General features: G+C 59.1%; 21 protein-coding genes and 1 pseudogene. 12 read left to right on the top strand and 10 right to left on the bottom strand.

Features of this window, described 5'->3' with window-relative positions:
* Window positions 1–26: 26 nt before the first annotated feature.
* Genes DXY31_RS11310 through grxC form a run of 3 tightly spaced genes read right to left on the bottom strand, consistent with a single transcriptional unit; the run spans window position 27 to window position 3,273 of the window.
* Window positions 27–2,093 carry a S9 family peptidase gene (locus tag DXY31_RS11310; protein ID WP_244279725.1) on the bottom strand — a complete coding sequence of 689 codons (2,067 nt, stop codon included), beginning with the start codon at window positions 2,091–2,093 and terminating at the stop codon, window positions 27–29.
* Window positions 2,072–2,995, bottom strand: a complete 924-nt coding sequence (gshB, locus tag DXY31_RS11305; protein ID WP_114993867.1) for a glutathione synthase — start codon at window positions 2,993–2,995, stop codon at window positions 2,072–2,074. Before gshB ends, DXY31_RS11310 begins: the two co-directional genes overlap by 22 nt.
* Before the next feature lie 23 nt (window positions 2,996–3,018).
* Entirely contained in the window at window positions 3,019–3,273 is a 255-nt protein-coding gene (grxC, locus tag DXY31_RS11300; protein WP_114993866.1) for a glutaredoxin 3, read from the bottom strand.
* Between the two features lie 28 nt (window positions 3,274–3,301).
* On the opposite strand from grxC, the gene DXY31_RS17050 reads away from it, so the two are divergent.
* The 7 genes from DXY31_RS17050 to DXY31_RS11270 all read left to right on the top strand — a co-directional run bounded on the left by DXY31_RS17050 (window position 3,302) and on the right by DXY31_RS11270 (window position 7,173).
* Window positions 3,302–3,493: a hypothetical protein gene (locus DXY31_RS17050; protein ID WP_066909156.1), complete on the top strand. Its 192-nt coding sequence runs from the start codon at window positions 3,302–3,304 to the stop codon at window positions 3,491–3,493.
* Window positions 3,416–4,544, top strand: a protein-coding gene (prfB, locus tag DXY31_RS11295) for a peptide chain release factor 2 (protein WP_114993931.1) whose coding sequence is annotated in 2 segments (ribosomal slippage) — window positions 3,416–3,490 and window positions 3,492–4,544 — 1,128 coding nt in all. Because the reading frame shifts where the segments join, the coding sequence is not laid out codon by codon here. The genes DXY31_RS17050 and prfB overlap by 78 nt, the downstream gene beginning before the upstream one ends.
* A 2-nt stretch (window positions 4,545–4,546) precedes the next feature.
* Window positions 4,547–4,747 carry a DUF3285 domain-containing protein gene (locus DXY31_RS11290; protein ID WP_114993865.1) on the top strand — a complete coding sequence of 67 codons (201 nt, stop codon included), beginning with the start codon at window positions 4,547–4,549 and terminating at the stop codon, window positions 4,745–4,747.
* Complete coding sequence (gene ybeY / locus DXY31_RS11285) at window positions 4,744–5,340, top strand: rRNA maturation RNase YbeY (protein ID WP_114993864.1); 597 nt, start codon at window positions 4,744–4,746, stop codon at window positions 5,338–5,340. The genes DXY31_RS11290 and ybeY overlap by 4 nt, the downstream gene beginning before the upstream one ends.
* On the top strand, window positions 5,318–5,791 hold the full coding sequence (locus tag DXY31_RS11280; RefSeq protein WP_114993863.1) for a diacylglycerol kinase family protein: 474 nt from the start codon (window positions 5,318–5,320) through the stop codon (window positions 5,789–5,791). Before ybeY ends, DXY31_RS11280 begins: the two co-directional genes overlap by 23 nt.
* A gap of 3 nt (window positions 5,792–5,794) precedes the next feature.
* Window positions 5,795–6,403, top strand: a complete 609-nt coding sequence (locus DXY31_RS11275) for an aminodeoxychorismate/anthranilate synthase component II (RefSeq protein WP_114993862.1) — start codon at window positions 5,795–5,797, stop codon at window positions 6,401–6,403.
* 26 nt (window positions 6,404–6,429) lie between these two features.
* Complete coding sequence (locus DXY31_RS11270) at window positions 6,430–7,173, top strand: MBL fold metallo-hydrolase (protein ID WP_114993861.1); 744 nt, start codon at window positions 6,430–6,432, stop codon at window positions 7,171–7,173.
* An 8-nt stretch (window positions 7,174–7,181) separates the two neighbouring features.
* Here DXY31_RS11270 and DXY31_RS11265 read toward each other — a convergent pair whose 3' ends face one another.
* The gene (locus DXY31_RS11265; protein WP_114993860.1) at window positions 7,182–8,285 is read right to left on the bottom strand and encodes a histidinol-phosphate transaminase; all 1,104 of its coding nucleotides are present in this window, start codon (window positions 8,283–8,285) and stop codon (window positions 7,182–7,184) included.
* A 108-nt stretch (window positions 8,286–8,393) separates the two neighbouring features.
* Here DXY31_RS11265 and DXY31_RS11260 point away from each other — a divergent pair, with 108 nt between their 5' ends.
* On the top strand, window positions 8,394–10,091 hold the full coding sequence (locus DXY31_RS11260) for a protein adenylyltransferase SelO family protein (RefSeq protein ID WP_114993930.1): 1,698 nt from the start codon (window positions 8,394–8,396) through the stop codon (window positions 10,089–10,091).
* 27 nt (window positions 10,092–10,118) lie between these two features.
* On the opposite strand, the gene DXY31_RS11255 is transcribed toward DXY31_RS11260, so the two are convergent.
* From DXY31_RS11255 to mnmE, 5 genes are all read right to left on the bottom strand, one after another.
* The gene (locus tag DXY31_RS11255; RefSeq protein ID WP_114993859.1) at window positions 10,119–11,099 is read right to left on the bottom strand and encodes an asparaginase; all 981 of its coding nucleotides are present in this window, start codon (window positions 11,097–11,099) and stop codon (window positions 10,119–10,121) included.
* An 8-nt stretch (window positions 11,100–11,107) separates the two neighbouring features.
* Window positions 11,108–12,622, bottom strand: coding sequence for a hypothetical protein (locus DXY31_RS11250; protein WP_114993858.1), 1,515 nt, complete (start codon window positions 12,620–12,622; stop codon window positions 11,108–11,110).
* Window positions 12,622–14,415 carry an arginine--tRNA ligase gene (gene argS / locus DXY31_RS11245; RefSeq protein ID WP_114993857.1) on the bottom strand — a complete coding sequence of 598 codons (1,794 nt, stop codon included), beginning with the start codon at window positions 14,413–14,415 and terminating at the stop codon, window positions 12,622–12,624. Before argS ends, DXY31_RS11250 begins: the two co-directional genes overlap by 1 nt.
* A gap of 30 nt (window positions 14,416–14,445) precedes the next feature.
* Entirely contained in the window at window positions 14,446–15,324 is an 879-nt protein-coding gene (nadC, locus tag DXY31_RS11240; RefSeq protein WP_114993929.1) for a carboxylating nicotinate-nucleotide diphosphorylase, read from the bottom strand.
* A 73-nt stretch (window positions 15,325–15,397) separates the two neighbouring features.
* The gene (gene mnmE / locus DXY31_RS11235) at window positions 15,398–16,759 is read right to left on the bottom strand and encodes a tRNA uridine-5-carboxymethylaminomethyl(34) synthesis GTPase MnmE (protein WP_114993856.1); all 1,362 of its coding nucleotides are present in this window, start codon (window positions 16,757–16,759) and stop codon (window positions 15,398–15,400) included.
* Between the two features lie 76 nt (window positions 16,760–16,835).
* Here mnmE and DXY31_RS11230 point away from each other — a divergent pair, with 76 nt between their 5' ends.
* Window positions 16,836–17,291 carry a DUF2062 domain-containing protein gene (locus DXY31_RS11230; protein ID WP_114993855.1) on the top strand — a complete coding sequence of 152 codons (456 nt, stop codon included), beginning with the start codon at window positions 16,836–16,838 and terminating at the stop codon, window positions 17,289–17,291.
* Between the two features lie 18 nt (window positions 17,292–17,309).
* On the opposite strand, the pseudogene DXY31_RS11225 reads toward DXY31_RS11230, so the two are convergent.
* A pseudogene (locus DXY31_RS11225) lies at window positions 17,310–19,644 on the bottom strand (bifunctional (p)ppGpp synthetase/guanosine-3',5'-bis(diphosphate) 3'-pyrophosphohydrolase).
* Between the two features lie 57 nt (window positions 19,645–19,701).
* On the opposite strand from DXY31_RS11225, the gene DXY31_RS11220 reads away from it, so the two are divergent.
* From DXY31_RS11220 to DXY31_RS11210, 3 genes are all read left to right on the top strand, one after another.
* A complete protein-coding gene (locus DXY31_RS11220; RefSeq protein WP_114993928.1) occupies window positions 19,702–21,306 on the top strand; it encodes an ABC transporter ATP-binding protein in 1,605 nt (534 codons plus the stop codon).
* Between the two features lie 4 nt (window positions 21,307–21,310).
* Window positions 21,311–22,006: a response regulator transcription factor gene (locus DXY31_RS11215; RefSeq protein ID WP_114993854.1), complete on the top strand. Its 696-nt coding sequence runs from the start codon at window positions 21,311–21,313 to the stop codon at window positions 22,004–22,006.
* 185 nt (window positions 22,007–22,191) lie between these two features.
* Window positions 22,192–23,955 carry a cellulose binding domain-containing protein gene (locus DXY31_RS11210; protein WP_114993853.1) on the top strand — a complete coding sequence of 588 codons (1,764 nt, stop codon included), beginning with the start codon at window positions 22,192–22,194 and terminating at the stop codon, window positions 23,953–23,955.
* The last annotated feature ends 46 nt before the right edge of the window (window positions 23,956–24,001 follow it).

The following is a 24,001-nucleotide window of genomic DNA, read 5'->3' as shown; positions in this document are numbered from 1 at the left end:
CGATGACCTGATCGGCAAGGGGCTGATCAGCTGGATCTGATCTCAGGAGACGGTAAGGAGCGCATTCGCCACTCCAGGGAAGACTGATCAACAGACGAGCCAAAGGGCTCCGCCCTTCCTCCGACATGGTTCCTGAGGAAAGCTTCCACCAGCGCGTACATCGCCAAGGCATTGAGCGGATTCACCAGTCCGTGCCCTTCATCAGGAAAGACCACGAAGTCAATCGGAAGCTGTCGCTCCTTCATCGCTGCTGCAATTGTTTCGCTTTCGCTGAGCTTGACGCGAGGGTCGTTGGCGCCATGACCGAGCAGCAGCGGACGCTGAATCCGGTCCACGTGCTGAATCGGGGAGATGGCATCAAGATTCACTTTTCCCACCCCGATCATGCGCTTGAAGAAAACAAGCGTTGTTGATTGCCAATACGGCGGTGACGAATCCAGAAATGTACGCACATTGGAAGGACCGAATTCCGCTATGGCGGCGGCAAAGAGCTCGGAATCACGGGTGAGGCCTGAGAGGGCCGCGTAGCCCCCATAGGAAGCCCCCATGATTACAAGATGATCGGGATCGGCGATGCCCTCAGCGACCGCCCAGCGCACGGCGTCGACCAGATCATCCTGCATCCGGCAGTACCACTCGCCCTCTCCTGCCAGAAGATGGGACTTGCCGAACCCGGTGGATCCTCTGTAATTCACGCTCAGGGCGTGATAACCGCGATTGGCCAGCAGCTGATGAATCGGATTGAACCCCCAGTAATCCCTGGCCTGAGGGCCTCCGTGGACCAGCAGCACCAGAGGTTGCGGCCCTGACCCGCCAATCGGAGTTCTGCTCAGGTAAACAGGCAATCGACGTCCGTCCCGAGCCTTGAGATCAAAACTCTCCATGGACACCAGCTCGTAGGCGTCCAGGCGGGGCTGCACTGAGAAAAGCTTGCGGATCTCATCCTGTTCCCGATCCCAGAGCCAGTATTGCGTCCCCTGCTGATCCGAACCGATGGCGACTAACCAGCGGCGGTTGCCGAGGTCGCGATCGACAACTCTGAAGTCGTTGGGACCAGCCAACCGCTCGAGCCTGTCCATGTCAGCTTGGACGGACGCATCCAACACCACTCTTCGGGAACGAAGATCAACCTCCTTCAGAACGGTGGGAACCCCCGTTTCGAGATCATTGAGTTCGACAGCGAAGGCACCAGCTGACGACCGATGCACCACCTCCGGAGTGCAGTCGAGACCGCACGACCGAAGATGATCACAACTCCAACGCACCAGCCTGGGGAGATCTTCACCGCTGCTGAGCTGTCCATACAGCCAACGGCCATCACGCGTGAACCCGCTGGGCCCGGAATTGCTGATCGTGTCTTCGAAATTAAACTGAATGAACGGCCGCCAGTTGGTGTCACCCGGCAGGCGCAACTCAAAGCTGCTGCTGCCGTCCGGGAGGATCTGGGAACGCAGTACCGGCTGCCACGCACCCTTCAGCCACTCAACACTGACCTGACTCCCGTCATCGGCCGAGCGATAGAGCAAACGCCTGTCTCCGCTGTCAACATCGATCACGTACAGATCGTGATAGCGAGGATCACGGTCATTGAGTCCCACAACAAGCTCGGAAGGGGCCTCACGATCAGCTCCGATCAAGAAAGCCTTCACCTTGCTCACAGGTGTTAAATCCTTTTTGTGGCCTGTAAAAGGGTCGATCCTCATCAAAACGGTGTTCTCATCACCATTTCCATCGCGAGAGGAGATCAGATAACGACCATCGGCCGTCCAGAACGCTGATCTCTGGGGACGGTCCCGCTGACGGGTGATCACGCGAGCAGGAGCATCCCCATCGAGCTCCTGAACCCAGAGATTGAGCACACCCTCGTTTGGAGCCAGATAAGAGATCCGACGTCCATCGGGACTGAGTGACACCCCGATGATCTCCGGATTGCCAAACAACACCTCACGCGGAATCAGCGGCGGAGTGGGGCAGGCATCCATCGACTGACCGGCAATCTTCACACCGTTCCCCAGCGCAGACCTCTCTTCGGCAAAACCTTTCCTGATCGTCAGACCCCAATGTTGATTGCTCAGAGCAGGTCGCGCAGACATGCGATGACCTGATCGGCCAGGGGCTGATCCATCAACCTTTCCACCTCACGAATACCGGTGGGACTGGTGACGTTGATCTCGCTGAGCATGCCGCCGATCACATCGATGCCGACAAAGAACAGACCCTCGGCCCTCAGAGCGGGCGCAAGGGCCGCACAGATCTGTCGTTCACGCTCAGTGAGCTCGGTGGCTTCAGCCTGACCACCAACCGCCAGATTGCTGCGGAATTCTCCAGCGGCTGGCCTGCGGTTGATGGCACCGAGCGGCTCACCATCCACCAACAGGATGCGCTTGTCGCCCTCGCTCACCGAAGGAAGAAAACACTGAGCCATCACAGGCAGTCGTTCCTGCTCCGTGACCAACTCCAATAGGGCCTTCAGGCCTGGCGCCTGGGAGGACACACGGATCACCCCCAGCCCTGCACGGCCTCCCAGAGGTTTGAGCACTATGTCGCTGTGCGCTTGGGCGAAGGACTTGAGCTCACTCACCCTCCCGGAGACAAGGGTGGGAGCCATCCATCGACTGAAACGCAGAGCCCCGAGCTTTTCATTCCAAGTGCGCAGCGAGTCGGGGCGGTTGAGAACACGAACACCGGCCCGCTCTGCGACATCAAGAAGATGGGTGGCATAGAGATAGGCCTCATCAACCGGTGGATCCTTCCGCATCCAGATCACCTGGAATGTGGCCAGCGGCAGCCTTTCAGGCTCCCCGGCAGTGATCCAAGGCTCAGGTTGAACCGGCATGGCCATCGCCAGAGGTTCATCACCCAGAGCGATGAGATCCGCAGGAGTGCAGACCCAAACCTCCAGCGCCGCTCGACTGGCGGCCTGCATCAATGCAGCAGTGGAATCCTTGGCTGGATTGATCCGATCCAACGGATCCAGCACGAACAGATGACGCATGAACAGCGGGCGCGAGAGGGGGCTCAGGAGAGCAGCGGATCGAGTTCACCCGCGCGCTCAAGGGCGTGCAGGTCATCACAGCCACCGATATGACGCTCATCGATGAAGATCTGCGGAACGCTGCGCCGGCCGTCGCCGCGGGTGGCCATGGCATCACGGCCGGGCTCATCGCCATCGACGGAATGCTCGGTGTAAGCCACACCCTTGCGATCCAACAGCTGCTTGGCCCGGATACAGAAGGGGCAGGTGCGCCAGGTGTAGATCTCGACGCTCGGCATGGTGCCCTCAACATGGATCCTGAATCCTATGCAGGGCAGTCCGCTTCATCGCGATGGCCATTCGCTCCCTCTCCCGCCTCGGCCCACGATCAGGCCTGGATTCCGCACTGATAGGGTCGCAAATTCCGTTCAACGCACTCCGTTGCTCGATCTCACCGACTTCAAGCGCGATCTCTCCGAGCTCACTGACCGCCTGGGCAATGCCCAGGACTGTCTTTGACGTCCCTGCACTGAACGCAAGACAACAGGATCTCGAGCAGCTTGCCGCCCAGCCAGATTTCTGGGATGACCAGCAGAACGCTCAGAAGCAGATGCGCCGCCTCGATGAAGTGAAGGCCCAGCTGCTGCAGCTGACCACATGGCAAGGGGCCGTGGGCGATGCCCAGGCCACTCTTGAGCTGTATGAGCTTGAACCGGACGACGAGATGCTTGCGGAGGCCCAGGCAGGCCTTGATCAGCTGCGCAAGGAGCTGGATCGGTGGGAGCTGGAACGCCTGCTCAGCGGTGAATACGACAAGGAGGGAGCCGTCCTCTCCATCAATGCCGGAGCGGGTGGCACCGATGCCCAGGACTGGGCTCAGATGCTGCTGCGGATGTACACGCGCTGGGCCGAGGACCATGACATGAAGGTCACGGTTGACGAACTCAGCGAAGGTGAGGAAGCAGGCATCAAGAGCGCCACGATCGAGATCGAGGGCCGCTACGCCTACGGCTATCTGCGCAATGAGAAGGGCACCCATCGCCTGGTGCGGATCTCGCCCTTCAATGCCAACGACAAGCGTCAGACCAGTTTTGCAGGCATCGAGGTGATGCCGAAACTCGAGGAGGAAGTCGACATCGACATTCCCGAGAAGGACCTCGAGGTGACCACCAGCCGCTCCGGCGGAGCCGGTGGACAGAACGTCAACAAAGTGGAAACCGCTGTGCGCATCCTGCACGTTCCCACAGGATTAGCTGTGCGCTGCACCCAGGAACGCTCCCAGCTCCAGAACAAGGAAAAGGCCATGGCCCTGCTCAAGGCGAAGCTGCTGGTGATCGCTCAGGAACAAAGAGCTGCAGAGATCGCCGACATCCGCGGAGACATCGTGGAGGCCGCCTGGGGCAATCAGATCCGCAATTATGTGTTTCACCCTTATCAGATGGTCAAGGACCTGCGCACCCAAGAGGAAACCAACGATGTTCAGGGTGTGATGAACGGCGATCTCGACCCCTTCATTCAGTCGCTGCTGCGTCAAGGTGTGGACAGCCCCGGACAGGACGAGGACAGCTGACCATGAGCTCAAAGCCAGAGGGCATCGAGACTTCGAAGGACAGCGCAGCGACCACGCCTCCTCCCAGCTTCGTCAAACAGGCCATGCGCAACATGGTCCGCAAGGGCAGCAAGAGCCTGTTTCATCTCGGCCTCACGGCCGCGGGGTTCATCGGTTTCATCCTTGTGGTCGCCTGGCTGGGGCGTCCAACACTGCCCCAGTGAGCAGCACGCGGGCTGTTGCGATTGACCTGGCCTTCACGCCAGCTGAAGAGCAACTGATCCAGGCCGGGAAAGGGATTGGAGCCCAGGAGCGACTCAGCCAGGGAGATGTGTGGGAATCAACCCTGCGCCTCTGGCTGCAACACCTGATCGCTGACGGTGGCGACAGCGCCCCAGCGGAACTTCAGAGCTGTGAGGAGATCTGCCTGGGCCTGCAGTTTGTGGATGATGCTCAGATCACTGATCTGAACGCACGCTGGCGCAATAAGCCCACGGCCACCGATGTCTTGTCCTTTTCAGCACTGGAAGCTGACATGCCGCTGGACAACTGCCCCAGCCTTGAACTGGGAGACATCATCGTGTCGGTACCGACTGCAGAACGTCAGGCTCTCGAACAAGAGCACAGCTTGGAACGAGAGCTCTGCTGGTTGGTGAGCCATGGCCTGCTGCACTTGCTGGGATGGGACCATCCCGATGAGTCGAGGCTTGAAGCCATGCTGCAATGCCAAGAGCAACTGGTTGCCATGGCCGGTATCGTTCAATCCCACGGTGAGATCAACTGTGAATCAGCAGATGAAATCACTGAGGAAACCTGACGATGGAACTCCGTTGACCGAGGAGATCAGCCAGCGCAGCACCCGCCGTGCCCACCACGCTGCCCACAGAGGAGCCTGGAAAATCGCCGGCGACCTGCCTTCTAGCTTCCGCTACGCCGCTCAGGGGCTGGGTTACGGCTTCATCAGCCAACGCAACTTCCGCATCCACCTGGGGATCGGCAGCATCGTTTTCTTCCTGGGACTGTGGCTGAAGTTGCCAGCGATTCAGCTGGCCGTTTTGGTCCTGACCGTGGCTGCCGTGCTGGTGCTTGAACTGCTTAATACCGCGATCGAATCTGTCGTTGATCTTGCCATCGGGCGTCGCTTCCACCCTCTGGCCAAGATTGCCAAAGACTGCGCAGCGGCAGCGGTTCTGGTAGCGGCCATCAGCTCTCTAGTGATTGCCCTGCTGCTGGTGCTACCCCCCCTGATTCTTCGCCTTGGGCTTTGAACGATGCTCCTGGTCATCGACAACTACGACAGCTTCACCTTCAACCTGGTGCAGTATTTCGGAGAGTTAGCGGCTCAGCATCCTCTGGCAGAAGACCTGCGCGTGGAACGCAACGATGCGCTCAGTGTTGCCCAGATCCGTGACCTCAGTCCCGATGCCATCCTCTTATCTCCTGGACCCGGAGATCCTGATCAGGCGGGAGTTTGTCTGAGTGTGCTGAAGGAGTTGTCCCCAAGCATTCCCACCCTGGGAGTTTGCCTTGGCCATCAAGCTCTTGCTCAGGCCTATGGAGGAAAAGTAGTTCGGGCCGCGCAACTGATGCATGGCAAAACCTCTCCAGTGCTGCATCGAGGCGAAGGCGTCTTCGCTGGCCTGCCTCAGCCACTCACCGCCACCAGATATCACAGCTTGATTGCTGATCGCAGCAGTCTTCCCGACTGCCTGGAAGTCACTGCATGGCTGGAGGATGGCACCGTGATGGGACTGCGTCACCGTGAGCACCCCCATCTCCAAGGCGTGCAGTTCCACCCAGAGAGCGTGTTGACGGAGGCCGGTCATAACCTGCTGGCTAACTTCCTTCGACTGGCAGAAGGGCGCATTCAGCACTGCTAGCTTCCTCTGCCAGCAGGCATTCCCCCATGACAGTCTTCCTGAAACGCCAGGGTCCTGGGCGGGCCATCGCCACCCTGGCCGCATCAACCCTCCTGGCCGGAATCAACAGCACCACCGCGCAGGCTGCAGGCGTCTCGATCACCAGCTACGGGCACAGTGCTCTGCTGATTCGTGGCGGCGGCCAGTCGGTGCTTGTAAACCCCTTCCGGGCCGTGGGCTGCGCCACTGGACTCAGTGAACCGCGCGTCAGTGCCAACGTGACCCTGGCCAGCTCCGAGCTACCGGATGAGGGAGCACGAATCGGTGGCGGGACCTACCTGTCCAAGCCGGGCTCCTATCGCGTTGGCGGTATGGACCTAGAGGGATTTTCCGCTCCGCATGACCGCATGGGTGGACGCCGTTTCGGCAACGCCACAATCTGGCGCTGGCAGCAGGGAGGCCTGAACTTTGCCCATTTGGGAGGAACAGCAGCCCCTATCAGCGGTGAGGACAGGGTGCTGCTGGGTCGCCCTGATGTGCTGATCATCGGCGTCGGCGGCGGCGGCAAGGTTTACAACGGTGAGGAAGCTGCTGAGGTGGTCAGACAGCTGAATCCACGCCGGGTGATTCCCGTGCAATACGTGAATGGAGAAGCTCCGAGCGGATGTGACCAAGGCGGAATACAGCCCTTCTTAGACGCGATGAGCGGTACACAAGTTCGCCAGGTTGGCCCCACCCTCTCGCTGCCAGGAAGCCTGAACGACAGCACAGTGATCGAGGTGATGCGCTAACGATCTGCTCAAGAGTCAAGCTGTCGGTAACTTGCCCAGAACTTCTGCATCTGAGTCAGGGTTCCAATGCTGACGCGCAGAGATCCTTCGAGCTGCGGCTTGCCGGCCATCGAGCGCACCAAGATGCCCTCATCCCTCAATTGCTGCTCTACCTGCTGAGCCGAAGACGATGGCCATATCAGCAGATAATTACCGCCGTCGCAGTGAAAAACGGCACCGGATTGCGTCAGCTCGTTAACCAAATAGCGACGTGCGCGTATCACTTCGGCCACATAGTTGTCGGTGTACGACTGGTCTGACAATGCGGCGAATGCAGCAGTCACAGCAAGGCTGTTGACGTCGTAAGGACCGGTCATCCGGCAGACCCGATCAACCACATCGGCATGGCCGAATGCAAAACCGATCCGCAAACCTGCAAGTCCGGAAGTCTTGGCGAGGGAACGCAGCACCAGCAGATTTCCATGCCGCCCAAAATCCACCGTTGGCAGCACGCTGTCGCCCGTGAAGGCTTCGTAGAGCTCATCCACCACCACCAGCGTGTTGGGCGCGGACGATGCCAGCTGCAGCACATGCTCTGCAGAGAGCCGAGTCCCGGTGGGATTGTTGGGATTGCAGAGCATCAGAATGCGTGGCCGGCGCTCAAGAGCGTCGCGAATCTGCTGCAGCGGAAAGCGAAAACCAGGCAGAGCATGGGGCACCGCTTGAAGGACCATTCCCTGCATCGCCGCACAGGGGGCGTAATAGCCGAAGGTGGGACTTGTCGTAAGCAGGGTGTCTCCTGGACCGCCATAGGCGTGAATCACCGCGTGAATCGCAGCATCCACACCGTTGAACAGACCCACCTGCTGCGGCAACAAAGGATGCGCTAGCCCCGCAGGTGAGGTCTGCAAATTGCTAATCACCGCCTCGCGCAGTCCGTCGTATTCGGGATAAACAGCAATCTGATCAACCGGAAAATCCCTCAGCACCTCAGCAACTGCCGGACTGGGACCAACGGTGTTCTCGTTGAAATCAAGCCGGAGCAAACCACGGCGTCCCTCCAGTGGTGCGCTGTAACCCCTGAGGCGCTCAACCTCAGGGCGTGCTAAGGGCGAAGGAGTCGCTGCGGTCATGCCAATCAACCTTGCCAACGAAGGCCAACCAACAAGCTATCGACATCCCTCTCATCCCAACACTGGTGGATTCAGGCCGATGATGGGAACACTGCAGTGACCGATGTGATGCCAGTCAGCTCGAGCGCATCCTCCTCAACCGACACCTTCGCCGAGTTTGCTGAACACGTCGATTACTCCTTGCTAAGCCAACTCAAACCGGACCCCGAAGCCAGGGTCAACGGGCACGATCACCAGGCACGTCAGGTGAAATCTGGGCACTATGTGCCGGTCACACCAACGCCTCTGCCAGCTCCGGAATACGTGGCACACAGCGAAGCGTTGTTCGATGAGCTGGGACTCAACCACGGGTTGGCCGTGGATGACAGCTTCCGACGGTTGTTCTCCGGCGATATCAGCGTGAACCGCGGAGCGATGCTTCCTTATGGGTGGGCCACAGGCTATGCCTTGTCGATCTATGGCACCGAATACGATCAGCAATGTCCATTCGGCAATGGCAACGGCTACGGCGATGGTCGTGCCGTCTCCGTGTTTGAAGGTCTTTTCGAAGGGCGCCGCTGGGAGATGCAACTGAAGGGCGGCGGACCGACGCCCTATTGCAGAGGTGCTGATGGGCGAGCAGTGCTGCGCTCCAGTGTGCGCGAATTTCTGGCCCAGGAGTTTATGCATGCACTCGGAGTTCCCACATCACGCTCCCTGACGCTGTACGTCTCCCATGCCGAGAGTGTGCGTCGCCCCTGGTATTCGGATCAATCTCGATCCATGGATCCCGATGTGCTGGTCGAGAACCCTGCAGCGATAACCACCCGTGTTGCACCCTCTTTTCTGCGGGTGGGGCAGCTGGAGCTGTTCGCCAGACGCTTCCGCAGAAACAGCCATCCCAAGGCATTCAATGAGCTTCAGATGATCGTGCAGCACCTGATCGAGCGGAACTACCAGGCGGAGATTGAGACCTCACTGCCCTTCAGCGAACAGGTTGTAAAGCTGGCCAAGTTGTTCCGCGGGCGCCTGACGGCACTGGTCGCCGACTGGATCCGTGTGGGCTATTGCCAGGGCAACTTCAACAGTGACAACTGCGCGGCAGGAGGCTTCACCCTTGATTACGGACCCTTCGGATTCTGCGAACTGTTCGACCCACGCTTTCAGCCCTGGACCGGCGGCGGAATGCATTTCGCCTTCTTCAATCAGCCGGTGGCTGCAAGCAAGAACTATCAGATGTTCGTGTCAGCCCTGAAGCCGTTGCTGCATGATCACCCGGAGGTCATGACTCGCCTCGAGAGTCTTGAGGAGGGTTTCAAAGCCGCGATGCAGGAGGCTCTCGACAGCATGTGGCAACGCAAGCTTGGCCTCAGCGACCACTGCCCAGAGCTGGTGGAAGATCTACTGCAGTTATGCGTCGACTCAGCAGCGGACTACACGATGGTGTTCCGAGAACTCTCAGCCATCCCTGAACATGTGGCACCCCTGAAGCGGAGCTTTTATCGACCCAGCGATCAGCAGATTGATCAACGCTGGATGAATTGGTTGCAACAGTGGCGAGGTCAACTGGAACGCAACAGCGACCTGAGCGAGACATCCAGATCCATGCAGCTCGCCAATCCCGCCATCACATGGCGTGAATGGCTGATTGCACCGGCCTATGAACAAGCAGCCCATGGTGATTACAGCCTGGTGCATGAGCTGCAGAGGGTCTTTGCCAAGCCCTATGAATCCTTGCCCGTGGAATTAGCGGCCCGCTACGACCAACTGAAACCTGAGGAATTCTTCAACGCCGGAGGCATCTCGCACTACAGCTGTTCCTCATGAGCCGCGGTCAACCAAGGCATGCAGCCTTCAGATCAAGTTGGAGAGTTGGGCTCTGTCCAAACCAGCCATCAGAGCCAGCAGCAACAGCACTCGCGCTTTCGGGGGACTGAGCCGCCCGGCGGGCAAAAGGCCAAGACGGGCAAATTTCTCATCACGATGCACCGGCCCGGAACCACAGCGATTCGCCCTGAGCATGAGCGGCAGTGGACCTGGCCAGTCTTCAAGAGCACAGCGTTCGAGCGCCGACAGCTGGCCAGCCCCGGTGCCCGTGAACACAAGACCCCGGACACCCGCCGAAAGCAGGGCAGGAATCAGGGCCGACGGAGGCTCAACACAACCATGCAGAATCGCCACCTGGGGCCAGGCCTCGGCAAGCTGAAGGCCTGAGAATGGAGCAGGGCGGGCTGACTGCGATTGAGGCAGGTGCACTCCCGCATCGTCCACCCAACCCAAGGGGCCGATACCAGAGCTTTCAAAGGCACCAACCCCCTGAGTTGCGACCTTGGTGACCTCGCGAGCTGCATGGATCCAGCCATCCATCACCACAAGCACCCCGTGCCCTCGGGACTCCGGCGCTTTGGCCACCTGCATGGCCTGAAACAAATTGAGAGGGCCATCAGCACTCAGTGCCGTTGCCGGCCGCATCGCCCCCACCAGCACCACCGGCCGCGGGTCATCGATCAGCAACTGCAGCAGCCAGGCCGTTTCCTCCAGCGTGTTGGTGCCATGGGTGATCACCACTCCAGCAAGATCGGAATCAGCAGCAAGGACATCACGTAACCGGGTCACCAGCCGTTGCCAATGGGCGAAGGTCAGATCCGCACTATCAACATTGGCAATCTGCTCCACCTCAATTGCAGCAAGCCGCTTCAGCTGGGGCAGCGATTGCAATAACTCCTCAGCAGTGATGACACCTGCTGAGTAGTGATTCAAGGAAGTCACGTCACTCGCTCGTCCGGCGATGGTGCCCCCGGTGGCGAGCAGCAGCAGCTTCGGTAGAGCGGTCACGAGTTCATTCAGAGTTTGGAGGGAAACGACGGTGGCTGAGGTGTTGGGGTGCCTTGTTTCGGTGGCTCAAACAGGAACGGACCATCAAGCAGCGCGCACTGGGCATAGGGCGACCGAGGGAACCAATCATTGTTTTTCACCACCAGAGGCAGAGCTGGGGATAACGCTTGGTACTCAGCCAATTCCTTGAAAAACCCCTCCAGCACAAGCCTGCGCTCCTGATCAGGACGCTGCGCCGCAGAGGGACCCAGAACAAGAACCAGAAGAAACACCGAAACGGAAGCACACACCAGTGCTTGATTCAGAGACCGGGCGCTGATTTCAGCCCATCCAGACGTGAGTACGACCATATGCTCCAGCACAACGGCCATGCAAAACAGCAAGAACGGCAGGACCACCATGCCGGCGTAGACATGAAACACAAATAGGTTTTTCATCACCACCACCCAGATCAGTGACGTCAGTCCTGTGCTCCAGAGCAGGAGCTGACGGGGGGAATTGACGGACCACAAGCCTTCGGCTGGAGGAGCACCTATTGGGAACGAATGGGCGGTCAACCGCACAAAACACCAGATCAACAACAGCAGCCCCAACACCGTCAAAAGCGGCAACAGATATTGACTGAGATGGGAGGCCATTTTTGGAAGCGCTCCGCCTAACCAACGCGTGCGCTCCAAGTGACGAGGTTCAAACCCTTCACCACTCAAAGCAAGACGACGGAATGCCGACTGCACCACCGAGGTCTGCGACCAGCTGACCTGGTTGAGTCGCATCTCCCAGAGCACGTTGTAAGCGGTTCCAACCAAAACCGAGCCGAAGGCGAGTGGCACACCAAGCCAGATCGAACCGGACGGCTTGGGGGATCGGAACACGGTCAACGTCAGCGGCAAAATCAGGGAAAAGATCAGGACCACGGCCGAACGGCCAGACAAGGCCGCAATCATCAGCATTCCCCAGTACCAACGCACATCGGGATGGGGCACCAGCAGCTTGCGCACCACCACCAGCAGCAGCAGTGAATAAGCCAACAGCGCCGGCTGATCGAAATGAAACATGCTTCGGTACTGCAGCACCACTGGAGCAGCACCGGTGAGCAGAAGCGCTGCCATCGCAACGGAACGCGAAAAGCACATGGCACGCAACCACCACCACAACGCCACGCCCGTTGCGATGAAGATCAGATTCATCCACTGCCGAGCCGAATACATCCAAGCGGCGGCATCGCCGGACCAGGGAGCAAGAACCCAGTGACTGAGCAGGGCAAACGGCAATGGATAGCGATTGAAATAGTCGTACCAGAGCTGGCCATCAGGTCGAATCGCGGCACACGAAAAACCCACGCCCCCACCCACCAGATCGCTGTGCTTGGCAATGGCCAAGGAGTGCAGCGAAACCCAGTTGTAGTGGCCTTTCTGAAAGAAATCCACAATGATTGGCTCGGCAACGAGCAGCCCCAGCGACAGCAGCAATCCAAGGGCAAGCGGCCAAGAGTGCAGACGGAGTTGAGCCAACCAGCGACTCATCACATCCGCTCCAGGGTTGCAATCCCAAGCAAGCCCAGACCCGCCTTCAAGGTGTCAGCGGTTAAACGGCATAGTGCCAATCTTGACGGTAACGCTTTTGGCTCTGCCTTGAGCACCGGTACCTGGTCATAGAAGCGATTGAACACCTGGCTGAGCTCAAATAGATAGCTGCAGAGACGATTGGGAAGCAGCTCCTCCTCCACCTCGGCAATCACTGCATCGAACTTGAGGAGTTCACGCACCAGAGCCCACTCCTGGGGCTCACTGAACTGCAGCTGAGCCGTTGATACATCCAGATCACCACCCTTACGAGCGATTCCGGCGATTCGCACCAGTGCATACAGCAGATAAGGGGCCGTGTTTCCCTGCAGGGCCAACATCCGATCAAACGAGAATTGGTAATTGGTGATCCGGTTCTGACTGAGATCGGCATATTTCACCGCTGCCAGACCAACGGTGCTGGCCACGTGGTTGATGAAGTCTTCAGGTTCACTGCGCTCTTCTTCCTTGAGGCGCGAACGCAGGTCCGCTTCAGCGCGCTCCACCGCCTCATCGAGCAGATCGCGAAGACGCACGGTGTCACCGGCCCGGGTCTTGAGCTTCTTGCCGTCTTCTCCCTGGACCAATCCGAAGGGCACATGCTCCAGGCGAGAGCCGTCGGGAATCCAACCGGAACGCTCAGCCACCTGGAACACTCCCGCAAAATGATTGGCCTGTCCGGAATCAGTCACGTAGATCACCCGTCGGGCTGCATCACCATCAGGAGCCGCTGCGAACCGGTAACGAATCGCCGCCAGGTCGGTTGTGGCGTAATTGAAGCCCCCATCACTCTTTTGCACGATCACTGGTAGCGGCTTGCCGTCCTTGCCGCTGACCCCTTCCAGGAAGACGCACTCTGCTCCGTGGTCGGTGACCAGCAGACCGACCTGCTTCAGCCCATCGATTACCGACGGCAGGAAGGGGTTGTAAAACGACTCACCGCGTTCGGTGAGGCGGATGTCGAGCCGGTCGTAAATCTTTTGAAACTCGCGCCGCGACTGGTCACAGAGGAGCCTCCAGGCTTTGAGCGACAGAGGATCCCCTCCCTGCAGCTTCACCACTTCCTCGCGGGATGTGGTCTGAAACACTTCATCATCGTCAAAACGCTTCTTGGCTTCCCTGTAAAAGGCGACGAGGTCGCCGAGGTCAATGGCATCAGCAGTGTCGAGTGCTTCGGGAGCCACCTGCTTGAGATGGGTGATCAGCATCCCGAACTGGGTGCCCCAGTCGCCCACATGGTTGAGCCGCAGCACTGGATGCCCACGGAACTCCAGCACTCGGGCTAAAGAGTCACCGATGATCGTGGAGCGCAGATGGCCCACATGCATCTCCTTGGCAATGTTGGGACTGGAAAAGTCCACCACCACCGGCGCTGAATCCTTGACAGGAGAAACGCCAAGCCGCTCATCACCGAGCCGAGATGCCACCTCAGCAGCGAGACACTCCGATCGAATGGTGAGGTTGATGAAGCCAGGCCCTGCGATCTGGGGTTCGAGGCAAAGCGCGGTGAACGCAGGGTCGTGTTGCAGCTGTTCCACAATCGCCGCGGCAATCTGGCGCGGAGCCTGACTGAGTGGTTTGGCCAAAGCCAGGGCACCATTGGCCTGAAAGTCCCCGAATTCGGGCTTGCTCGCAGCAACAAGCTGGGGATCCAACGGACGCCCGGCCTGCCTCGACTCGTTGGCGGCCTCAGGGAAGGCACTATCCATGGCCGCACGCAACTGTTGATCCAGGGAGTGGGCAATGCGCAGCATGAAGGGATCAACGGGCTTGGCGAGCCCTGATCATCCCCCGGCGGGTGCAAAACGCATGCTCAGATCCAGCCAGCGGCTGCGCGTAACCGGAGCACTGGTGGAGATCAGATCGATTCCTGTGGCGGCATAGGCGCGCAAATCACCGGGCTGAATTCCGGAGGCTTCAAGAATCACAGCCCCTGAGGCAGTTCGCTCAACGGCCAGCTGGCGCAATCTGGGCACCAGGCTGCTCAGCAGCTCAGGCGTGAACTCATCCAGCAGCACACCATCGGCTCCAGCAATCACGGCCTTCGAGGCTTCTTGCTCGGTTTCGGCTTCCACAATCACCCTCGCCGGCCATGGAGCTGAGGCCCGCACAGCTGCAATCGCAGCTTCTATGCCACCCGCCCAGGCCAGATGGTTCTCCTTGAGCATGGCTGCGTCGTCCAGGCCCATTCGGTGATTGAGACCTCCGCCCATACGCACGGCGTACTTCTCGAGTTCACGCAGTCCCGGCGTGGTCTTGCGCGTGTCAGCCAGGCGCACTCCGCTTCCCTGCAGTTCTCTCACCAGTGCTGCCGTAGCCGTGGCGATACCGGAGAGACGCATCGCCAAATTCAGCGCCGTCCGTTCAGCACCCACAAGAGCACTGGCCTGGCCATTGAGACGGAGCAGGCTGTCACCGGTTTGCACTGCAGCACCCTCGGCAACAAGACACTCCGCCTCGAGCTCGGGATCCAACAGGCGGAACAACCGCAGAGCAAGGCTGCCACCGCAAAACACACCGTCCTGCTTGGCGATCCAACTTGCCTGAGCACGCCGACGTCCGAGGGCGGGCGCGGTGAGATCGCCGCGGCCAAGATCCTCAGCCAGCCAGTCCCGGAGTTGCGCTTGAAGCCGGGGAGTCGCTAGGGGCTGCTCAACGTTGATCACTCCAGAACCTCCCGCTCAACCGACTGGATCCATCATGCGGGCACGACATTCGAACCTGACCCGCAGCGCTTCATTTGCCGATGCAAAAGCGGGAAAAAATACGATCCAACACTGATTCGGTGAGCTCTTCCCCCGTGATCTCGCCAAGGCTGCGAATGGCCTCACGCAGATCAATCGTCCAGAAATCCCAGGGCAGTCCATCGGCGGCAACCTGCTCACTGCGATCAAGAGCCGCCGCCGCCACCCGTGCCAGGTCAACCTGTCTCCGGTTGAGCGCCAACAACAGGGAGCCATCGCTAAGTGCGCCGCATCGCTCCAGAAGCGCCTGCACCAGCTGCGCTTCCCCCACCCCTGTCACGGCGGACAGATGAACATCAGCGGGAGACGCAGCATCGCTGAGATCAGCCTTATTTCCCACAAGCAGATAAGGCACATCAGCGGGGATCTGCTCTCGCAGATCCTGATCCTCAGCGGTCCAGCCGTCAGCAAGATCAAACAGAAGCACGACCAGGTCGGCACTGGCCAAGGCGTCATGACTGCGTGCGATGCCCAGCTGCTCAACCGCATCGCTGGTGCTGCGGATGCCAGCGGTATCGAGCAGCGTGATCGGAACGCCCTCCAACACAATTTCGCTTTCCAGCAAGTCTCTCGTTGTGCCGGGTAAATCGGTCACGATGGCTCGCTCACGGCGACTCAGCCGATTGAGCAGTGAGCTCTTGCCCACGTTCGGTCTGCCGACAAGAGCCACCCGCAATCCTTGGCGAAGAGCAACACTGCGCTCACCATCGGCGACCAGTTGAAGCAGCTGGTCGCGAACCGACTGCAGAGCTATCAGCAGCGCCTGAGCATCAAGTGCAGGCAGGTCATCCTCAAAATCAACCCTGGCCTCCAACTCACTGAGCTGATCCAGCAAACATTCGCGCAACATCTGGATTCGACGCTGAATACCGCCATCCACCCCTGCCATCGCCAGCTGCGCAGCACGCTGGCTGCGTGCGCCCACCAGATCGCCGATCGCCTCAGCACGCGTGAGATCGAGGCGCCCGTTCAGGACGGCTCTCTGACTGAATTCACCGGGCAATGCTCGGCGAATCCCTGGCTGTTCCAGCACACGGGCCATGACCCGCTGCACAGCCATCACACCGCCATGGCAATGGATTTCCACCACGTCTTCAGCGGTAAAACTCCGTGGCGCCTGCATCACCAGCACCAACACCTCATCGAGTCGCTCCACTCCGTCGGCTGCCAGCACATGGCCGTAAAGCACCCGATGGCTCTCCCACAGCTGCGCACCTGGGAAGCAAGTGATCTCGCCCACGGCCCCTTGTGCATCAGGGCCCGACAGTCGAATCACGGCGATGCCGCCCTGGCCGGGAGCCACTGCCGTGGCCACTGCAGCAATCGTTTGCCTCTCCAGGTTGATCTCCTGCATCGCGATGCTGCAACAGCCCCTAGCCCACTCCCTACGATCACATCCTCAATGGCATGCGAGAACCGCCGACACTCCCATGGGCCGGATGCTGACAAAGGCACATCGACGCCTGCAGCAAAGTCTGCAATGGATCTGGCAACAGGAAGGCACTCCGGGACAGCGGGCCCGTGGGCTTGCAGCCGGGATCTTCTGCGGCTGCTTTCCGATCTTCGGTTTGCAGACACTGGTGGGAATCGCACTGGCCAGTGTGGTGCGTGGAAACCATTTATTGGCGGCTGCAGGCACCTGGATCAGCAATCCCTTCACCTATCTGCCGCTCTACTGGTTCAACTACCGGATCGGGGCTCTGCTGCTCGGCCCCGGCCGCGAATGGCCTGGCTTCGATGCCGTGAACCCCGACGGCTTTAGTCAGTTGGGATGGAGCGTGATCAGCCGTTTGCTGCTGGGCTCCAGCATTACGGGAGCCGTCAGCGCGGCACTGGGTTGGTGGCTGAGCCTGAATTGGCTCCTACAACAACAACGCAAACGCTGAGGGCAGTCGCCAGCAAAGTTAAGTACCGCTGCTGCGGGCGATATCAATTACATCTGCCATTGAGCGGATCTGGTGCATGGTGCGCTGCAGTTGCTCGGCACTGGCCAACTCCAGACGCAGATCAATGCGCGCGGGCTTTCCATGGCTGGTTTTCACGCGGGCATCACTGACGTTGATGCGTCCATCAGAGAGGCGCATCAGGATGTCCTTGAGAATCCCGACACGGTCGATCACCTCAATGCGCAGCTGCGCAGGGAAGCGTTGGCTTCTTGTCACCAAAGCGGGATTCCAGCGCACAGGCAATCGCCGTTCACTGGGAATCGCCACAACATTAGAGCAGTCCTGGCGATGCACGGTGATGCCATGGTTGCCGAGGGCAACCGTACCCAGAATCGCCTCGCCGGGAAGAGGGCTGCAACAACCACCGAGGCGGTAGTCGAGACCCTCCACACCAAGGATGGGGTCCTGCTGATCAGGACTGGAGCGGGGGGGGGCCGGTTTCCGCCTGCTGCACAAGCTGGCGAGCAACGTCTTCGTTACTGAGCGGTGGCTCCTCGATGGCGGCCTGCAGACGGATCTCCTCTCTGAGACGGTTGAGCACCTGATGCAGGGTGACGGCTCCGAAACCGAGGGCCGCAAGCAGATCCTCAGTACTGAGCAGGTTGCAACGCTCGGCTACGCGCGTCATCGCATCACTGCTGAGCAGAGCATCAAAACCGCTGCGTCCCAGCTCCCGTTCGAGCAGGTCCTTTCCCCGCTCAACCGTTTCATTCCGATGGCTGCGTTTGTACCACTGGCGGATGCGATTACGCGCCGTAGGCGTCGCCACAAAATTGAGCCAATCAAGACTGGGATGTGCCGTCTTGCTCGTGAGTACATTCACAAAATCACCGTTCTGGAGCGGCGTCGACAGGGGAGAAAGTCGATCATTGATGCGCACGCCATGGCAGTGATTACCCACTTCCGAGTGGATGCGATAAGCAAAATCCACAGCCGTAGAACCCTTGCGCAAACCCAGAACGTCGCCTTTAGGTGTGAATACGAATACCTCTTCATCGAAGAGATCTTCCTTGATCGAAGCGAGGTAGTCGTTGTGGTCATCAGCTCCCCCTTCCTGCTGCCAGTCAACAAGTTGCCGCAACCAGTTGAAGCGTTCAGTGTCTCCACCGGCAGCTGGTGAACCACCTTCTTTGTATTTCCAGTGCGCGGCAATTCCGAACTCCGCCACCCGATGCATATCCAGCGTTCGGATCTGCACTTCGATCGGACGGTGACGACCGATCACAGCCGTATGCAACGACTGATAGCCATTGGGCTTGGGCAGACCGATGTAGTCCTTGAAGCGCCCGGGAATAGGACGGAAGGTGTCGTGAACCACCGCAAGAGCCCTATAGCAGGCCTCAACGCTGGGGGTGAGGATCCTCAAGGCCGCCACGTCGTAGATCTCGTGGAAGGCTTTTTGCTGCCGCTGCATCTTGGTCCAGATGCCGAAGAGGTGCTTGGGCCGGCCGCTCACCTCACAGTTCTCAAGCCCGACAGCCGCCAGGCGATCACTGAGCAACTGAACAGTGACCCCTAGACGTTCCTCCCGCTCGCTGCGCTTGGTCGCAACTTCCTGCTGAATCTCCCTGAAGGCATCCGGCTCAAGCAATTTGAAGGACAGATCCTCCAACTCCCATTTGAAGCGACCGATGCCAAGACGATTGGCCAAAGGTGCATAAATCTCCCGGGTTTCCCGGGCGATGCGCTGGCGCTTTTCCTCCCGCAGCGCCCCCAGCGTGCGCATGTTGTGCAACCGGTCCGCAAGCTTCACCAGCACAACTCGGATGTCACTGGCCATCGCCAGGAACATCTTGCGCAGGTTTTCGGCTTGAGCCTCAGTGCGATTGGTGAAGTGCAGCCCGCCAAGCTTGGTGACCCCCTCCACGAGCTCGCGGACTTCCGGTCCGAAATGACTCTCGAGCTGCTCTGGAGTGACATCGGTGTCCTCCACCACGTCGTGAAGGAAGCCCGCAGCGATCACGCTGGCGCTGGCACCGATATCCCTCAACAGATCAGCCACCGCCACCGGATGGACGATGTAAGGGTCTCCGCTGGCTCGAAACTGGCCCTCGTGCAGCTGAAAAGCAAAATCAAAGGCCGCTGCGAGCAGAGCCTCTGAATCGGTGGGACAGCTGTGACCGATCCCTGGCGGCACGTGGTCGATGCACTCACGCAACCAGGCGGGGAGATCGATGCCGTAATCATCAGCCGAACGGATGGGCCTGTCCCTCAGAGCCACCAGACCGCAAGCCGGTGCAGCGGATCCATTCCGGATCCGAACTGCGACCGTCTCGGAGGTGGCGTTGAGCATCCGAACCGACAGGTGATTCCATGGTATGTAGCCATGAGCACCTGCGCCTCGATTGCCATGACAACCGCGCAAGGGACTGTGCTGGAGCTCGAACAATTCCGGCTCCGTTACCCGGGAAGCCAGGCCTGGACCCTCGATGGGCTTGACCTGCGCCTGCATCCCGGCGAACGCCTGGCCCTGGTGGGTCCCTCCGGCTGCGGCAAGAGCACGGTGGCCAGGGCAGCGCTGCAACTGCTGCCCCCAGGCAGCAGTTGCGAAGGAGAACTAAGCCTGAACGGTCACGATCCCCGCAGCCTCAACTTGACCGATCTGAGGAGATTGCGCGGCGAATCGGTGGGACTGGTATTTCAGGATCCGATGACACGCCTAAATCCACTGATGACGGTGGGCGGTCATCTGATCGATACCCTGCGTGCCCATAGGCCGACTATGCACGAGACAGAACGTCTTAAGCGGGCCAAGGAGCTGCTGGAGCAGGTGGGCATCGGCGCTGCTCGCTTCCGCGCCTACCCCCATGAGTTCAGCGGCGGCATGCGTCAGCGCCTTGCCATTGCACTGGCCATCGCCCTGAGTCCTCCCCTGGTGATCGCGGACGAACCCACCACCAGCCTCGATGTAGCGGTGGCTGGTCAGGTGATGGCTGCCCTGAGAGCGCTGTGCAAGGAACTGGGCAGTGCTCTGTTGCTGATCACCCACGATCTGGCCATGGCCAATCGCTGGTGCGAACGCATGGCTGTGCTGGACGGTGGACAGGTCGTGGAGATCAACCGCAGCGACGTGGTTCTGACCTATCCCAGCTCAAGGGTGGGACAACGGCTACTTGCCGCTGCCCGAGCACGAGAAGGGGGAAGCACCCCTGAAGCACCCGAGGCCGAAACGGTGCTGGCTGTGCAGGAACTGCGCTGCTGGCACAACCTGGGCGGTCCGCCCTGGAATCCAACCTGGCTGAAAGCGGTAGACGGCATCAGCTTCCAATTGCGAGCCGGCGAAACCCTTGGAGTGGTGGGAGGATCTGGCTGCGGCAAAAGCACCCTTTGCCGTGCCCTGATGGGACTAACGCCGATTCGTGGTGGCAGGGTGCAGTTACTCGGTCAGGATCTGCTCAGGCTGCGGGGACGTGAGGCGCGCCGGGCACGGCGAACCATTCAGATGGTGTTCCAGGACCCACTGGCCTGTCTGAATCCAGCCATGCCGGTGCTGGATGCCATCGTCGATCCACTGCGGATCCACAATCTGGCGTCACCAGCGGCAGCTCGAGAACAAGGCCGCCAGCTGCTTGAACGCGTGGGCCTTGGACCAGCCGATCGTTACCAGAATCGGCTTCCCCGCCAACTTTCCGGGGGCCAGCAGCAACGGGTGGCCATCGCCCGCGCTCTGGCGCTGAAACCGAAGGTGCTGATCTGTGATGAAAGCGTGAGCATGCTCGATGCCGAAATCCAGGCAGAAGTTCTGTCCCTGCTTCGGCAGCTGCAGCAGGAGCTTGGACTCACCATGATCTTCATCACCCATGACCTTTCAGTGGCCTGTGGCTTCTGCCATCGACTGATCGTGCTCAACAAAGGACATGTCGTGGAGGAGGGACCCGGTGACCGGTTGCTGAATCAACCGCAGGCTGAGATCACGCGAACACTGGTCGAAGCCTGTCCTCGCTTGCCAAGTTGAGGTCATGACCAGAAGCCGAAGTGAAGCGAGCGATCTTGAAAAAGCACGCAGGATTCGTTCACTGATCCACGATCAAGATTTACTCATCTGCCTCTACCCACATCTGTTTGCAGTGAAGCAAATGCTGCGACTTTCAGGGATGCAAAGCAAAAGAATCAGACGCTTTTATGACTCCAAAGCTGAAGCGATGATTTATCTGAAGAACGTCAAGTCCCCTCACTGGCTCCTCGTGTCCGAGCAACTCAGTGACGGAAGCGGACTGGACTTGCTGCGTGAAAGCAAACGCTTCCCTAGCAGCCATCGCACCCTGCTCCTGATCAACCGTCCAGGCAAAAGCAGCTTGCGCATTGCCCGCGGACTGAACGTGGATGCAGTCCTGAATGAACGGAGTTTGGAGCAACGCTCCGGAGCATTGATTAATGCCCTGACTTCCATGAAACAAGGCAAACACTTTGAGGATCCAAGTCTCCTTGAGGGGGAAATAATTCTTGGTCGGGAGAGGACCAAGGTGCTTTCAGAACGCCAACTTGAAATTCTCGCCTTGGTTGCCGAGGGGCTGAGCAATCGTCAAATCGCTGATCAGCTCAACATCTCCGTCAACACTGCTCGCGATCACCTTAGTGAGATCCTCACACGCCTAGACGTCAGCAACAGAGCTAGTGCGGTTTCCGCAGCATTAAGGCTCGGGCTGATTCCCTGACCCGCGCTCCAGAAAACCCCCCATTTGCAGGATTGGCGTTCAAACGGTTTCAGCCGTGAATGGAAAAACAAGGCGGCGACCTTCCTTCCCTCAACACGAAATGATTCGGACACATCCCGACTTTCACGAGACAGATCTGAATCACATCTCGTCGCTGCACTGAATCTGTACCTCTCATTCATGCCATGACGCCATCTGAGTCACTGCAGGTCTCCATCGGCGGGGACATCTGGTGGGGCGGCTTCACTGCCGCACTGGCCATCACCAATAAGAGCGATCAGGCTCTTGAAAGCTGGACCATCAGCTTCACCAGTCCCCATCAACTAGACCCCAATGCCTGGGGAGTCGCCCTCGAAAGCGAACGATTGGACAACGGACTGACGCGCTACACCCTCTCAGGAACGGGTTGGGGGAGTCGCATCCCAGCGGGTGAAACCATCAATGTTGGCTTCAACGGAACGCAGGGCACTGACCTTGGACGTGATGGCAACCTCACTGAGGGGATGTTGTTCTCAGAGACAGGCCTTGCCTTCAGCGACAACTCCAACGCAGATTCCGGCTCCACCATGAGCACGGACGAGACATCGACGGGTGAGGCATCAACTGGTGAGACATCCACTGGTGAGACATCCAATAGTGAGATGTCCAACGTTGAGATCTCTAACAGCGAAACATCCATGGGCGAAACATCCATGGGCGAAACATCCATGGGCGAAACATCCATGGCAGCTTCCGGCTCTGACGCTGCCGGCATGGACGGGCATGCCGGTGCCGGCCACGATCACACCATGCATCAGCACGCTGCCGTGGAGGGGCCTTACACGGATATCAATAGCTGGGGAAGCTTCCACGGCTCCAATCACAATTCCGAGCACAACGAACTGGTCGGAGGCCGCACAGCTATCACCACCGAAGCCTTGGAGGCCTACAACGGCCTGCGTGCTTTCTCAGGTCTTGAAGCTGTTGGCATTGAGACCGTCGGTGAATGGGCTTTTGCCAACGGCCTGACCAACAATTCGCAGGCATGGGGCGATGACACCAAGGGGGTCGGCCTTTGGTATGCCATGCAGGGAGCGAAGGTGGGTTGGATTGCTGATCAGGCCTATGACCCCCAGATCCTCGCTGACATCCAACGAACGGCACGACAGGGATCCCAAGACGACGTGATGGGAATGGTCCGAGAGTTTGGCCATGAGGGATTCGCCGACTACATCGAGCAATCCGGTTTGCGGGAAACCTTCATCAACACCTTGAAAATGGAGCCCCATTACGGAGGCTGGATGCATGGCCGCACCCATGGATTTTTAAACATCGAAGATGTCGCGATTGCTCACGACATCAATCACCTCACAGTTCTGGGATGGGATCAGGACCAACCCTTCATGAATGACACCTTTGACTGGCCGCAATGGCCGGCTCTGGATGTTTCTGATTCGACGGTGATCAACTATTACCAGGGGATTGTGTCTCTGGGTGATCCACTGGCGCAGAATCTCGAAGCGTTGTCCAGCACTGGAACCATCAATCAGGAGCCACAACCCGTTCCTCCTCCAGAACCAATCCTCCCCGATTCAAAGCCTGAAGAGACTGATCAGCTAACAGGCCAACCCCTTGATGTTGAGGTCAGTGGCGATCTTTGGTGGGGCGGCTTGACAGCCTCCCTCACAGTGAACAATCAGAGCGAACAGCAACTTGATAATTGGTCGCTGAGTTTCAACAGCAACCACAGGTTTTATGGCGAGTCCTGGGGAGTTGACGTAACAACTGAGCAGCTGGATGGGGAGCTCTATCGCTACGAACTCTCCGGAGCGGATTGGGGCTCATCCATTGGCGCTGGCCAGTCGCTGACGGTGGGATTTAATGCCCTTTCGGATATGGATCTTGGAAGAGATGGAGTGCTAACAGAAGACATGCTGCTGGCTTCAGGAAGCGCAATCACTCTGCTTTAACCAAGACTGCAATTCCTCAGGGTGCACCCAGACCAATCAAGAAGCC

The organism is Synechococcus sp. UW179A, assembly GCF_900473965.1.
In the GTDB taxonomy this organism is placed as follows: Bacteria; Cyanobacteriota; Cyanobacteriia; order PCC-6307; family Cyanobiaceae; genus Synechococcus_C.
Note: the sequence above shows the minus strand (reverse complement) of the source record. Positions and strands in the feature narration are given on the sequence as shown.